Origin of the sequence: Streptomyces sp. NBC_01267 (assembly GCF_036241575.1) — a bacterium.
Taxonomy (GTDB): domain Bacteria; phylum Actinomycetota; class Actinomycetes; order Streptomycetales; family Streptomycetaceae; genus Streptomyces.
In genome coordinates this window covers 14054-27457 of sequence record NZ_CP108456.1, presented here as the reverse complement: position 1 = coordinate 27457, position 13404 = coordinate 14054, and the positions used below count along the sequence as shown (strand labels likewise).

Annotated in this window: 11 protein-coding genes; 10 read left to right on the top strand and 1 reads right to left on the bottom strand. The window is 69.8% G+C overall.

Translation table 11 applies throughout. From position 1 onward, the window contains the following. Positions 1 to 353: 353 nt before the first annotated feature. Positions 354 to 1475: a fatty acid desaturase family protein gene (locus OG709_RS35045; RefSeq protein ID WP_250306079.1), complete on the top strand. Its 1122-nt coding sequence runs from the start codon at positions 354 to 356 to the stop codon at positions 1473 to 1475. A gap of 175 nt (positions 1476 to 1650) precedes the next feature. Beyond that, positions 1651 to 3075, top strand: a complete 1425-nt coding sequence (locus tag OG709_RS35040; RefSeq protein WP_250306077.1) for an MFS transporter — start codon at positions 1651 to 1653, stop codon at positions 3073 to 3075. A 97-nt stretch (positions 3076 to 3172) separates the two neighbouring features. Here the strand turns inward: OG709_RS35040 and OG709_RS35035 are convergent, their stop codons facing one another. Continuing rightward, a complete protein-coding gene (locus OG709_RS35035) occupies positions 3173 to 3448 on the bottom strand; it encodes an acyl carrier protein (protein ID WP_250306076.1) in 276 nt (91 codons plus the stop codon). Positions 3449 to 3679: 231 nt separating this feature from the next. Here OG709_RS35035 and OG709_RS35030 point away from each other — a divergent pair, with 231 nt between their 5' ends. The 8 genes from OG709_RS35030 to OG709_RS34995 all read left to right on the top strand — a co-directional run bounded on the left by OG709_RS35030 (position 3680) and on the right by OG709_RS34995 (position 13362). Beyond that, positions 3680 to 4207: a flavin reductase family protein gene (locus OG709_RS35030; RefSeq protein WP_250306075.1), complete on the top strand. Its 528-nt coding sequence runs from the start codon at positions 3680 to 3682 to the stop codon at positions 4205 to 4207. 200 nt (positions 4208 to 4407) lie between these two features. Beyond that, positions 4408 to 5868, top strand: a complete 1461-nt coding sequence (locus OG709_RS35025) for an MFS transporter (RefSeq protein ID WP_250306074.1) — start codon at positions 4408 to 4410, stop codon at positions 5866 to 5868. 264 nt (positions 5869 to 6132) lie between these two features. Further along, positions 6133 to 7329, top strand: a complete 1197-nt coding sequence (locus OG709_RS35020; RefSeq protein ID WP_250306073.1) for a cytochrome P450 — start codon at positions 6133 to 6135, stop codon at positions 7327 to 7329. Positions 7330 to 7499: 170 nt separating this feature from the next. Then, entirely contained in the window at positions 7500 to 8948 is a 1449-nt protein-coding gene (locus OG709_RS35015) for an APC family permease (protein ID WP_329169317.1), read from the top strand. Positions 8949 to 9554: 606 nt separating this feature from the next. Further along, a complete protein-coding gene (locus OG709_RS35010; RefSeq protein ID WP_250306071.1) occupies positions 9555 to 9755 on the top strand; it encodes a hypothetical protein in 201 nt (66 codons plus the stop codon). Between the two features lie 220 nt (positions 9756 to 9975). Continuing rightward, a complete protein-coding gene (pdhA, locus tag OG709_RS35005; RefSeq protein WP_329169315.1) occupies positions 9976 to 11055 on the top strand; it encodes a pyruvate dehydrogenase (acetyl-transferring) E1 component subunit alpha in 1080 nt (359 codons plus the stop codon). Between the two features lie 2 nt (positions 11056 to 11057). Further along, positions 11058 to 12038: an alpha-ketoacid dehydrogenase subunit beta gene (locus OG709_RS35000; RefSeq protein WP_329169314.1), complete on the top strand. Its 981-nt coding sequence runs from the start codon at positions 11058 to 11060 to the stop codon at positions 12036 to 12038. Between the two features lie 13 nt (positions 12039 to 12051). Continuing rightward, positions 12052 to 13362 carry a dihydrolipoamide acetyltransferase family protein gene (locus tag OG709_RS34995; protein ID WP_329169312.1) on the top strand — a complete coding sequence of 437 codons (1311 nt, stop codon included), beginning with the start codon at positions 12052 to 12054 and terminating at the stop codon, positions 13360 to 13362. The last annotated feature ends 42 nt before the right edge of the window (positions 13363 to 13404 follow it).

Here is a 13404-nt window from a genome sequence, read left to right as displayed (position 1 = left end):
CCGCGCGCACCGCCCGCCCGTAGTGGCACAGCTCCCGCACGGGAGCTGTGCCACGGGCCGCCCGGTGCAAGCCCCGCCCCGGCGGTGTTCCAGGCAGTCATCAGCGCCACATCAGTGCGGTGCCCGACGCTTAAGACCGGCCGGCAATTGGGGGGCGGCGTCGCGGGGCCGGGCACGCGCATCTGCGGCGTTGTCGTCAATCACCAACGCTCCGCGTTGCCTCAATCCTCCGCCTTGCAGCCGCACGCACCCAGCCCCGCTCCTTCACCCACCCCCCAATTCCCGGCCGGTCTTCAAGTTGCTTTCGCCCGGTGCCCCGTGCCGGGACCCGTCCTGCTCAAGGAGATCCTTCTATGCAGTCTCCGAACATCAGTGAGACCACCAGCGAGAAAGAGTCAGACACCCAACGGCCGCTCGAAGCCGGCCTCGCGGTCGCGACGGGCGAAGCGAGCAGCCAAGGTGCCTCCGCCACCTTCGGTGAGCTGCTGAAGCGCGTGAAGACCGAGGGACTGCTCGACCTCAACACGGGCTACGACTACCGCCGGCTCGCCCTGAACATGTCCCTCATCCTGGCCGGTCTGGTCGCCTTCCTCCTGATCGGCGAGTCCTGGTGGCAGATGCCGGTCGCGGTGTGGATGGGCCTCTGCGGCGTTCAGAGCGCCTACATGTGGCACGAGGTCGGCCACAAGGCGATGTTCCGCGACAAGAAGGTCGGCACACTCGTCGCGTACTTCCACGCCAACTTCTTCAGCGGGGTGAGCTACGCCTGGTGGGTCAACCACCACAACCGGCACCACAGCCACCCCAACCACCTCACGCTCGACCCCGACATCGGCCGGCGCACCGCGATCTTCGACATCAAGCAGTACGCCACCCGCACCCGGACGCAGCGCTTCATCGTCCGCCACCAGCGGATTCTCTTCTTCGTGCTCCTCGTCCTGGAGGGCTACAAGATGGAGAAGACCACGGTCAAGGAGCTGGCCAAGAGCGGGGCCAAGCGCCGGTTCGTCGAGATCGGCCTCGTCGTCCTGCGTACCGCGATCTACCTGACCGCCGTCTTCACCGTCCTGACGCCCCTGCAGGCCATCGTGTTCATCGCGGTGCAGCACGCCGCGCTCGGCGTCTACTTCGGCCTGATGTTCGCCCCGAACCACAAGGGCATGGAGGTCCGCGACGGCGAGAAGGAGACCCTGGACTGGCTTGAGCGCCAGGTCCTCACCTCCCGCAACATCCGCCCCAACTGGTGGATCGACTTCCTGTACGGCGGCCTCAACTACCAGGTCGAGCACCACCTCTTCCCGGCGATGCCGAAGCGCAACCTCGCCCGCGCCCGGGAGCTGACCCGCGACTACTGCGCGGAGCGCGGCATCCCCTATCTCGAAGTCGGGTTCTGGGAGTCCTACAACCAGGTCGCCACGTTCCTGCACGAGGTCAGCGCCCCGACGCGGCAGAAGGAAATCGGCGCCGCCGTCTGACGGACGCCGTACGACAGCCCCGGCACCGCCCCCGCCGGACCCCCGCAGCACATCACGTACACGCCCCCTCCCTCCCGTACGACCGGAGGGGGCACTCCGCCTCCGCCCACGCGTAACGCGCCGGGGCGGAGGCACACGGCCGAACGCTCACCGGAGACTTGAGGAGCTCTGAACCATGTCACAGCAGACGCCGCTGAGGCCCCCGCCCGCGGCGCGCACCATCGGCGACCGGCTCGACCGGATGCCGGTCACGCCCACGCACCGCATGCTCACCGCCGTGGTCGGCGTGGGGCTGCTCTTCGACACCTTCGAGAACAACCTCTCCGGAACGATCTCGAAAGTGCTGCAGGGGGACTTCGCCTTCAACGGCACCACCCTCAAGCTCGTCCTGGCCTCGGCCTTCATCGGGCAGTTCTTCGGCTCCCTGGTGCTCGGGCGGGTCGCCGACCGCTTCGGACGGCGCCGGGCCTTCCTGATCAACCTCGCGCTGTACTCCGGGTTCTCGCTGCTGGGCGCGTTCGCCCCGAACGCCGCCTGGCTGATCGTGACGCGCTTCCTCGCCGGGGTCGGAATCGGCGCCGAACAGGCCCTGTCCGACTGCTACCTGGCCGACGTACTGCCCGCCGGGCAGCGTGGCCGGTACACCGCCTGGGCGTACACCCTGGCGTTCTGCGGGGTGCCCGCGGTCGGCTTCGCCGCACTGTGGCTGGTGCCGCTGAGCCCGCTGGGCATCGACGGCTGGCGCTGGCTGTTCGTGCTGGGCGCCGCCGGATCGGCCGTCGTCTGGGGACTGCGGCGCAGGCTCATCGAGTCGCCGCGCTGGCTCGCCACCCAGGGACGCCACCAGGAGGCGGAGAAGCTCGTGGCCATGATGGAGGCCGAGCTGCCCGCGCACGTCCTGGCGGAAACGAGGGCGGAGACGAGGGCGGAGACACGGCCCGCGGCGGCCACGGTGAAAGAGCGCCCGAACGACGCCGCCGCCCCGCCGCTGCCCCGGCGCACCGGCCCCGGCGTGGTGTTCCAGGCCAGGTTCCGGCGCCGTACCGCCATGCTGTGGCTGTTCTCCACCCTGTCCGTGGTCGGTTACTACGGTTTCGGGGCGCTGGCCCCCCAGATCCTGGCCGCCAAGGGGTACGGAGTGGTCACCGGCCTCGGCTTCACCGCGGTGTCCTTCATCGGCTACCCGATCGGTTCCCTGGTGTCGGTGCCCATCATGGACCGAATGGAGCGCAAACGGCTCCTCGCCCTCTCGGCCCTGGCGATGGCGCTGGCGGGCTTCGGATTCGCGTACGCGGGCTCGGTGGCCGTCGTGATGTTCTTCGGGATCGCCTACACCCTCGTCAGCAACGTGTTCTCCACGGTCTCGCACGTCTATCTGGCCGAGCAGTACCCCACCGACATCAGGGCGGCGGCCACCGGCCTCGCGTACTCGCTGTCGAAGCTCAGCGCCGGGGCGCTGCCCTTCGTCCTGCTGCCGGTGCTCGAACAGCACGGAGCGGGCCCCATGTTCGCCGTCATCGCGGGCTGCATGGCCCTGCTGGTGGTGACGGTGCTGGTCCTGGGCGGCAGGACCACCGGGGTCTCCGTCGACCACGACTGAGACCGACCAGGAGCACCAGGGCCACGCAGTTCGCCCCGTCGCGGTGCGACGGGGCGAAGCGTTGTCAGATGGCGCCGACCGGTGTCGGGCGCGGCACTCAGCTGTGGACGGCCTCCGCCGCCTCGACGGCCAGATAGGCCGCCAGCTGCCGCACCGTCGCATGCTCCAGCGCCACGATCGGGTCGAGGACGAGGCCGAACTTCTCCTCGATGTCCCCGAAGAGGCCCAGTGCGGCGACGGAGTCGAGGCCGTACTCGACGTACGGGACATCGGGGTTGATCTCTGACAACGGCAGGGACACGTGGGTACCCAGCCTCTCCGCGAGCCAGCCGAGGATCTCCCCCTCGGGCATGACCGGCTCCCTGTCCGCCATGTGCAGCTCCTTACGTGATCCGTCGGCACCGTGCCTTCCCCCTCATCCTGCTGCCCGCCACTCAACCCCGGCTTGACCCGGCACCTCCGGGCCCCTTCGCTCCCCTTCGTTTCGAGTGGGTCTTGAGCGGTTCTTGCGATGGTCCCTGAGCCGGAACTTTCAGAACCCGGCCCAGGAGCGTGCTGAAGCCCCGGCCCCGTGCCCCACGGCCCATCCCCAAGGAGCTAACTCATGAGCACAGCCCAGGAGCAGTTACCGGTGGCGGACGCCCAGCTGTTCAAGGACGCGATGGCGCTGCTCGCCACCCCCGTCTCGGTGGTCACCGCCCTCGACGGGGCGGGGCGGCGCTGGGGGTTCACCGCGAGCTCCGTGTCGTCGGTGTCCCTCGACCCTCCTCTGGTCATGGTGGGCATCGCGCTCGGTTCGAGCTGCCACGCCGCCATGTCGGCGGCCGAGGAGTTCGCCGTCAACGTCCTCGGCGAGCGGCACAAGCCGGTCGCCCAGCGCTTCGCCACCCACGGCGAGGACCGCTTCGCCCCCGGCGACTTCGGCGCCTGGGAGGGCGGCGTCGCCCTCCCGTACCTGCCGGACGCCAAGGTGCGGCTGCGCTGCCGCACGGTGGACGTGATCCGCGCGGGCGACCACGACCTGCTGCTCGGCACTCCGCTGGAGATCCGCATCAGCAGCCCCGCCGCGGCGCCGCTGCTGTGGTACGCACGTGACTTCCACACGCCCGTACCCACAGGCGTGCCCCACTGACCACCGGCCGCCGCGGGCAGGTACCTCCGGGGGCCGGCAGACGGCCCCACCCGTACTCCAGCGATACTCCGGCCGGGTGCGCTGCAATCGCTCCGACAGGGAGCTGCGCCGACTCCTGCCCGTCGGCTGGGCCGTTGCAGGCGACATACCTGTCGGAAGGGTCTGAATGACCGCACGCGACAGGCCAGGAGGGCTTGCACATGGCCACCGAAACAACCCCGGCGCAGACGGGGACGGCGACCACGCCACCACCGGACACCACGACGGGCAGACGGTCGTGGGGTGCGCTGCTGGTCGTGCTCGCGGGCTTGTTCATCACCAACCTGGACTTCTTCATCGTCAACGTGGCGATTCCGTCACTGCAGTCGGACATGAACGCGTCCTCGGCGCAGATCCAGTTCGTCGCCGCGACCTTCAACATCGGCCTGTCCGCCGCGCTGATCACCGGTGGCCGCCTCGGTGACCTCTACGGACGCAGGCGGATCTTCTCGATCGGCCTCGCGCTGTTCACGCTGGCCTCGCTCGCCTGCGGCCTCGCGCCGAACATGGGCGTGCTCATCGGAGCCCGGGGCATCCAGGGCGCGGCTGCCGCGCTGGTGATCCCGCAGGTCCTGGGCATCCTCACCACCACCTACTCGGGCAAGGACCGGGTCACGGCCTTCAACGGATTCGGGCTGGCCCTCGGGGCGTCCGCGGTCTTCGGCCAGTTGATCGGCGGCCTGCTGATCAAGGCGGACGTGTTCGGCCTCGACTGGCGCTCCATCTTCCTGATCAACGTTCCGATCGGCGCGGCCGTCCTGCTGATCACGCCGCGCGTCGTCCCCGAGTCGAAGGCCGAGGGCCGCACCGGATTCGACCTGACCGGTGTGGTGCTGGTGACCGCCGGTCTCACCGCGGTGATCCTGCCCCTGGTCCAGGGCCGGGAGCAGGGCTGGCCCACGTGGACCTGGGAGTGCCTGATCGCCGCCGTACCGCTGCTGGCCGCGTTCTGGATCCACCAGCGCCGGCTGCACGCCCGTGGCAGGTCGCCCCTGGTGAGCCCGGCACTCTTCCACGACCGCGCCTTCCGGGTCGGAGTGGTGGGCATCCTGGTGTTCTTCGCCGCCATGGCCTCCTTCTTCCTGGTGCTCGCGCTCTTCCTGCAAGAAGGCCACGGCGTCTCGGCGCTCGATTCCGGGCTGTTGTTCGTCCCGCTGGGTATCGGCTTCTTCCTCTCCTCCACCCAGGCTCCCCGGATCGCAGCCAAGTTGGGCCGGCAGGTTCTCGCGCTGGGCGCGCTCATCCTGGCCGTCAGCGATGTCGCGCTCGCCGAGACCGCCCTGCACATCGACAACGGGTCCGTGGCCTGGTGCATCCCCGCGATGCTGTTCTGCGGCATCGGCATGGGCCTGGTCGTGGCGCCGCTGACCTCGCTGGTGCTCGAAGGCGTGGCGCCCGAGCACGCGGCTGCGGCGTCCGGGGTGTTCTCGACCGCCCAGGAGATGGGCAACGCCGTGGGCATCGCCGCCATCGGTGTCGTCTTCTTCAACACCCTGGGCACCCGGCACGGCCCGGGGGCGTTCGCCGACGCGTTCTCCTCCGGCCTCTTCGTCCAGGCCGCCATCTGTGTGGGGGTCGCGGCCCTGGTGCAGTTGCTGCCCCGCCCGGCGCGGCAGAACTGACCGCCACGGCAGCCCTCTCCACCCTCTCCACCTGATGTCGGATCCGCCCGATCCGTATCCCTCCCCGTGGGTGCCCCCGGAGCCTTGGCTCCGGGGGCACCTCTTCTTTGTGCGACCTGGAGTTCAAGCCTCCCCCAAGAGTTACCCATGAGTTGATACGGGCATTTATGCAGGTCAGGGGCCTGTCAGTGCTCCGTCAGGGTGGGCTTTAAGACTGACCGGCGAAACATCTCAGCCATCGGAGTCAAGCCAGAGAGGCAACAGATGCTAGCCACCCAGGAGAAGCTCGCGGACTGGCCCATGCCACGTTCCTGTCCCTTCGCGCCACCGGACGAGTACACCTCGCTGCGCCACAGACCGCCCGTCAAGGTCCGTATCCGCGGCGGCGAGGCCTGGCTGATCACCGGGTACGCGGACGTGCGCCAGGTACTCAACGATCCGCGGTTCAGCGCCGACGACCAGCAGCCCGGATTCCCCGTGCGCATCCAACTGCCGCCGGAGCCCGGCGTGATGTCGTTCAACCGGATGGACAACCCGGAGCACGGCCGGCTGCGCCGCATGGCGATGACCGAGTTCACCGCCCGCCGGACCCGCGCCCTGCGCCCGGAGGTCGAAGCGCTCGTCGACCGGCTCCTCGACGACCTGGCGAGCGGGCCCAACCCCGTCGACCTGGTGGAGAACTTCGCGATCAAACTGCCGTCGCTGGTGATCGCGCGGATGCTGGGTGTGCCTGAGGAGGACGAGCACATCTTCACCGAGCAGAGCCAGACGATCCTCTCCCAGGTGGCCTCGCCCGAGGAGGCCTACGCCGCTTTCGTCGACATGAGCCAGTTCCTCGACCAGCTCACCACGGAGCGCGAACGGGCCCCGAAGGACGACCTGCTCAGCCGGCTCGCCACCCGGTACGTGGCGAGCGGCGAGCTCGACCACAAGGACCTGGTGTCGATGGCCCGGTTCTTCCTCGTGGCAGGGCACGAGACGACCGCCCACCAGATCAGCCTGAGCGTGCTCAGCCTGCTCCAAGAGCCGCGCCAGCTCGCCGAACTCCGCGCCGATCCGGAACTGTTCGGGCCCGCCGTCGACGAATTGCTGCGCTACTGGTCCATCTCCCAGGACAACCAGGTCCGGGTGGTCGCCGAAGACGTGGAACTGAGCGGCGCACTGCTCCGCAAGGGCGAGGGCGTCATCGTGGCGATCCCCAGCGCCAACCACGACGAGTCGGTCTTCCCCGGCGGCCACACCGTCGACATCCACCGCAAGGAAGCCCGGCAGCACATCGCCTTCGGCTTCGGCACGCACCTGTGCCCGGGTGCTCCGCTGGCCCGGATGGAACTGGAGGTCTCCCTCAAGGCGCTGTTCACCCGCTTCCCCACCCTGCGCCTCGATATCGCCCTGGAGGACGTCCCCTTCCGCCAGAACACCATCGTCTACGGCCTCGACAGGTTGCCGGTGGCCTGGTAGCAGCGGCCGGAAGTCAGGGGTCGAGGTGAACATCAGTTCCGCATCAGCAGCCTTCCCCACCATGGCATGACGGGGCTCCCGCACAACCCCCCGCAGCGGGAGCCCCGTCATGCACTCCGGATCCCGGGGCCGCGCCCTTGCCACGCCTTCCCCGCATCCAGGAGCGAGTCATGACCATCACCAAGCCCGCGGCCCGGGTGGCCGACGCGGCTCCCCGAGGCGCCGACGCCCCGGCCACCGCCCGAGCGAGTCTGGGCACGGGCCACATCCTCTTCGTCATCGTCGCCGCCGCGGCCCCCCTGTCCGCGCTGATCGGCACGGTGCCGCTGTCCTTCGCCTTCGGCAACGGGGCCGGAGTACCGGCCGCGTTCGCCATCGCCGGGATCATCCTGCTGTGCTTCTCCGTCGGGTACACCGTCAGCGCCCAGCGCACCGGCGGCAACGGCGGCTTCTACGCGACCGTCGCCGACGGACTCGGCCGGGTGCCCGCCGTGGGCGGGGGCTACCTCGCCCTGTTCGCCTACAACTGCGCGACCATCGGCATCGCCGGCGCCCTCGGCTACTTCAGCCAGCTGGTGTTCGCCGCCCACGGCATCCACGTCTCCTGGGTCCTGTGCGCGGCCGTGGGCGTGGCCCTCACCGCATTCTTCGGCTACCGGGACATCACCGTCAGCGCCCGGCTGCTCGCCCTGCTCATGGTGGGCGAGATCGGCGTACTCGTCGTCCTGGACGCCGCGATCCTCTGGCGGCACGGCGTCCACGCCCTGCCCGCCGCCTCGTTCTCCCCGTCCACGGTGAGCGGGCACGGGATCGGCGTGTCGCTGATGTTCGCCTTCGTCTCGTTCATCGGCTTCGAGTCCGCCGCGCTGTACGGGGGCGAGGCCCGCAACCCGCGGCGCAGCATCCCGCGCGCCATGTACGGGGCGGTCCTGCTCATCACCGGCTTCTACGCCCTGACCAGCTGGCTCGCCGTGGGCGCGGTCGGCAGCAGCCACGTACGCGAGCAGGCCCTCAGCCAGATGGGCAACCTCTTCTTCGGCCTCGGCGACAGCTACCTGGGCTCGGCGGGCGGCACCGTCCTGCAAGTCATGCTCTGCACCAGCATGTTCGCCGCCCTGCTCGCCCTGCACAGCGCCACCAACCGCTACACGAAGGCCCTGGCCGCGGACCGGCTGGTGCCCGTACGGCTCGACGCGCTGCACCGCCGGTACGGCTCCCCGCACCGGGCCAGCGTCGTACAGACGGCCCTGAACGTCGTCGCCGTCGCAGCCGCAGCCGCTGCGGGACTCGACCCGTACGCGGACTTCGCCTCCGTCGCGCTGGGCCTCGGCACCCTCGGCATCGTCGTCCTGCAGGCGCTGGCCGCGCTCTCCGTGGTCACGCTGCGCCGCAAGAGCACGGTGCGCGTGGGGTGGCGGGGGACGGTCGCCTCGCTGCTCGCGCTCGTCGGGCTGGGCGGCAGCGTGTGGCTGATCGTGCGCAACTTCGACCTGATCACGGGCAGCAAGTCGTCCTTCGTCGGCGAACTGCCGCTGCTGCTGCCCGTGGTGTTCCTCGTCGGCCTCGCCTACGCCTGGCGGACCGGCCGGGGGCTCCCCTCCGACTCCTTCGACCGCTGACCGGCTGCCCCACACACCGGCCGGCCACTGACTGCTGACCGGCTGCCCCCACCGGCCCGCCGCTGACCGCGGACTGACCGGCAGCTGGCAGACCGTCCGCTGCGCCCCCCACGACCTGCGCATTCGAGCCGGATTCAAGCGGATCTCGATCGACTCCGGACAGAGTTGGCCGCGTACCCGGCTCACGAGGCCAGGTGGCCGCACCCCCGCTCGACCCGGAGCGGACGCGGAACGGGCCGATCGGCTGCTGCACGTTCCCCTCCCAGGAACGCGCAGCAGCCGATTTTTTTGTGGCACCCGCCCCGCTCCCGCCTTTGCTGCGCCTGCCCGCTCGCGCCTTGTCCCGCACGGCTGTTGCCGGTTTACCGCGGTAAACCGGCAACAGCCCGAACCGCGATCCGGTTTACCGCGGTAAACCGCGAACAGCCCGAACCGCGGCCCGGTTTACCGCGGTAAACCGCGAACAGCCCAGCCACGAGCGGCGCCCGACCCGGCCGCGGCCGAAAGGCGAGCCCGTCTTGAGCGCATCTCGAGCAGCTTGAGACACCGTGGCCCGATCGAGTGCTCGGCGCCCGGGACAGCGACGTCCAACGAAGGGACGAACCGGTGAACGACGATCCGCAGAACCTCACCCAGCCGATCCGCCACATCCACGCCTACGCCCACACGTACTCCCCCACGTACGCCCACGTCCGCGCCCATGGCCGTCCATCGGCCTCCGTGGGCGCCCCTCCGCTGCGGCTTCCCGGGGCCGACGACGACGCGGCCGTCGCCGCCGATCCGCACATCGTGCGGGGCATCGACTGAGCCGGCGCTCCCGTACCGACACTTCCCGTACCGACACAGGCCCGTGAGCTTCAGGAGACTTCGAGTGGGACTCCACGCACTCCGGCCATGGTCTGTAGAAGGACCGTAGCGGTCCCCCCACGGCCTGCTAGGAGGCTCGCGTGACAACGCCCGATGAACGTACGACGTCCCTGGCGGTCGCACCCCGCTCCCGGACCGCTGCAGCCGGCGAGGACCCGCGATGACACCGGATGCCGATACCGTTCAACTGCTCACCCCGGAAGGGGAGTTGGTCTCACATCCGGAGTACCACGCCGAGGTCTCGGCGGACGGGCTGCGTGAGCTCTACCGCGACATGGCGTGGAGCCGCCGGATGGACGGCGAAGGTGTGACCCTGCAGCGGCAGGGGGAGCTGGGCCTGTGGCCGTCGCTGCTCGGCCAGGAGGCCGCGCAGATCGGCGCCGGCCGGGCCCTGCGGGACGACGACTACGTCTTCCCCAGCTACCGCGACCACGCGATCGCCCTGTGCCGCGACGTCGACCCGCTGCACCTCCTGCGGATGTTCCGCGGCGTCAGCAACGGCGGCTGGGACCCGGCCGAGAAGAACTTCCACCTCTACACGCTGGTCATCGGCTCGCAGACGCTGCACGCGACCGGCTACGCGATGGGCACCGCCAAGGACGGTGCCGAGGGCGCCGTCCTGACCTGCTTCGGCGACGGCGCGACCAGCCAGGGCGATGTGAGCGAGGCGTTCAACTTCGCCGCGGTCTACAACGCCCCGGTGGTCTTCTTCTGCCAGAACAACCAGTGGGCGATCTCCGAGGGCAACGAACGGCAGACCCGGGTGCCGCTGTACCAGCGCGCCCGCGGCTTCGGCTTCCCCGGCATCCGGGTGGACGGCAACGACGTACTCGCCTGCCTCGCCGTCACCAAGCAGGCGCTGGAGCGGGCGCGTGCGGGCGAGGGCCCGACCCTGATCGAGGCGTTCACGTACCGCATGGGCGCCCACACCACGTCCGACGACCCGATCCGCTACCGGGACAGCGAGGAGCTCGAACACTGGCGCGCGAAGGACCCGCTGGCCCGCGTCAGGGCGCTGCTGGAGTCCAGGGGCTGGGCCGACGAAGCGTTCTTCGCCGACGTCGACACCCGGTGCGAGGAGCGTGCGAGCCGACTGCGCACGGACCTGCGGGAGACCGCCGAACCTCCCCCCGGGAACATCTTCGCCCACGTCTACGCGGACGGCCATGCGCTGGTGGACGAGGAGCGGGCGGACTTCGCGGCGTATCAGGCGTCCTTCACGGACCGGGAGGCCAAGTAGCCATGACCGTAACGACGTTGCCCCTCGCGAAGGCGCTCAACGAGTCGCTGCGCAAGGCGATGGAGGACGACCCCAAGGTCCTGCTCATGGGCGAGGACATCGGCAGGCTCGGCGGTGTCTTCCGGGTCACGGACGGACTGCACAAGGACTTCGGTGAGGGCCGGGTCATCGACACCCCGCTCGCCGAGTCCGGGATCGTGGGTACGGCGATCGGGTTGGCTCTGCGGGGCTATCGCCCGGTGGTGGAGATCCAGTTCGACGGTTTCGTCTTCCCGGCGTACGACCAGATCGTCACGCAGCTGGCGAAGATGCACGCCCGTGCGCTCGGCAAGATCAAGCTCCCGGTCGTGATCCGTATCCCGTACGGCGGTGGCATCGGCGCGGTCGAGCACCACTCCGAGTCGCCCGAGGCGCTCTTCGCGCACGTGGCGGGCCTGAAGGTCGTCTCGCCGTCCAACCCCTCGGACGCCTACTGGATGATGCGGCAGGCCATCGCGAGCGACGACCCGGTCATCTTCCTCGAACCGAAGCGGCGGTACTGGGACAAGGGCGAGGTCGACACCGGGACCGCCCCGGCCTCCCTGCACGCCGCGCAGGTCGCCCGTGAGGGATCGGACCTGACGCTCGCCGCGTACGGCCCGATGGTCAAGGTCTGCCTGGACGCGGCGGCAGCGGCGGCAGCGGAGGGCAGGTCGCTGGAGGTACTGGATCTGCGCTCGGTGTCTCCCCTGGACTTCGACGCGGTGCAGACCTCCGTGCAGAAGACGCGACGGCTCGTGATCGTGCACGAGGCGCCGGTGTTCTTCGGATCGGGCGCGGAGATCGCCGCCCGGATCACCGAGCGGTGCTTCTACCACCTGGAGGCACCGGTGCTGCGGGTCGGCGGGTACCACTCGCCGTATCCACCGGCCCGGCTCGAACAGGAATACCTGCCGGGCCTGGACCGGGTACTCGATGCCGTCGACCGCTCGTTGGCGTACTGAGGAGAGCTGAGCCATGGTTCGCGAGTTCAAGATGCCCGATGTGGGCGAGGGCTTGGCTGAGGCGGAGATTCTCAAGTGGTACGTCGCACCGGGTGACACGGTGACGGACGGCCAGGTCGTGTGCGAGGTCGAGACGGCGAAGGCGGCGGTCGAGCTGCCCATTCCCTTCACCGGCACGGTCGGGGAGCTGTTCTTCCCCGAGGGCACGACCGTCGCGGTGGGCACCCCGATCATCACGGTGGCTACCGCGGGGGAGACCACACGTCCCCTCGCCGCCGTCCCGGAGCAGGCCGACGAGGCGCCGCCGCAGGGACGTCAGCCGGTGCTCGTCGGGTACGGCGTCGCCGAGTCCTCCACCACGCGGCGGGCCCGCAAGGGGACCCCGGTGTCCGTGGTGGGTGGGATCAACGGAGGCGTCGTACGTCCGCTGGCGAAGCCGCCGGTCCGCAAGCTGGCCAAGGACCTCGGAGTCGATCTGGCGACGGTGAGGCCGTCGGGTCCGGACGGGATCGTCACCCGCGAGGACGTACACGCGGCCTGCGCTCCGGAGCAGGAGGCGAATGCGGTGGTGGCCCCCGCGCCCCTCGTGTCCTCCGACATCCCGGATACGGGCCTCTCCGATGCCCGGGAGACCCGTATCGCGGTCAGGGGCGTTCGGAAGGTGACGGCGCAGGCGATGGTGGACAGTGCGTTCACGGCGCCGCATGTGACGGAGTTCGTGACGCTCGATGTGACGCGCACGATGAAGCTGGTCGCGGAGCTGAAGCTGGACCGGGAGTTCGAGGGGCTGCGGGTGAACCCGCTGCTGCTGATCGCGAAGGCGGTGCTGGTCGCGGTCCGGCGTAACCCTGCGGTGAACTCGGCCTGGGACGAGGCGAACCAGGAGATCGTCCAGAAGCACTACGTGAACCTGGGCATCGCCGCGGCCACCCCGCGGGGTCTCCTCGTGCCGAACATCAAGGACGCGCACGCCAAGACCCTGCCGGAGCTGGCCCGTTCGCTGGGCGAGCTGGTCGCCACGGCCCGCGAGGGCAAGACGTCGCCTGCGGCGATGCAGGGCGGCACGGTGACCATCACCAACGTGGGCGTCTTCGGCGTCGACACCGGCACGCCGATCCTCAACCCGGGCGAGTCCGCGATCCTCGCGGTCGGCGCGATCAAGCTCCAGCCCTGGGTCCACAAGGGCAAGGTCAAGCCCCGCCAGGTCACCACCCTGGCGCTCTCCTTCGACCACCGCCTCATCGACGGCGAACTCGGCTCGAAGTTCCTCGCCGACATCGCAGCAGTCCTGGAGCACCCGAAGAGGTTGATCACATGGTCCTGAGCAAGCGAGGCGACGTCGTCATGGGAAGCACCTTGCACGACT

Coding starts and splice junctions, on each gene's coding strand:
- OG709_RS35015 (WP_329169317.1), top strand. CDS start 7,500: ATGACCATCACCAAGCCCGCGGCCCGGGTGGCCGACGCGGCTCCCCGA.
- pdhA (WP_329169315.1), top strand. CDS start 9,976: ATGACACCGGATGCCGATACCGTTCAACTGCTCACCCCGGAAGGGGAG.
- OG709_RS35035 (WP_250306076.1), bottom strand. CDS start 3,448: ATGGCGGACAGGGAGCCGGTCATGCCCGAGGGGGAGATCCTCGGCTGG.
- OG709_RS35020 (WP_250306073.1), top strand. CDS start 6,133: ATGCTAGCCACCCAGGAGAAGCTCGCGGACTGGCCCATGCCACGTTCC.
- OG709_RS35040 (WP_250306077.1), top strand. CDS start 1,651: ATGTCACAGCAGACGCCGCTGAGGCCCCCGCCCGCGGCGCGCACCATC.
- OG709_RS35030 (WP_250306075.1), top strand. CDS start 3,680: ATGAGCACAGCCCAGGAGCAGTTACCGGTGGCGGACGCCCAGCTGTTC.
- OG709_RS34995 (WP_329169312.1), top strand. CDS start 12,052: ATGGTTCGCGAGTTCAAGATGCCCGATGTGGGCGAGGGCTTGGCTGAG.
- OG709_RS35000 (WP_329169314.1), top strand. CDS start 11,058: ATGACCGTAACGACGTTGCCCCTCGCGAAGGCGCTCAACGAGTCGCTG.
- OG709_RS35025 (WP_250306074.1), top strand. CDS start 4,408: ATGGCCACCGAAACAACCCCGGCGCAGACGGGGACGGCGACCACGCCA.
- OG709_RS35045 (WP_250306079.1), top strand. CDS start 354: ATGCAGTCTCCGAACATCAGTGAGACCACCAGCGAGAAAGAGTCAGAC.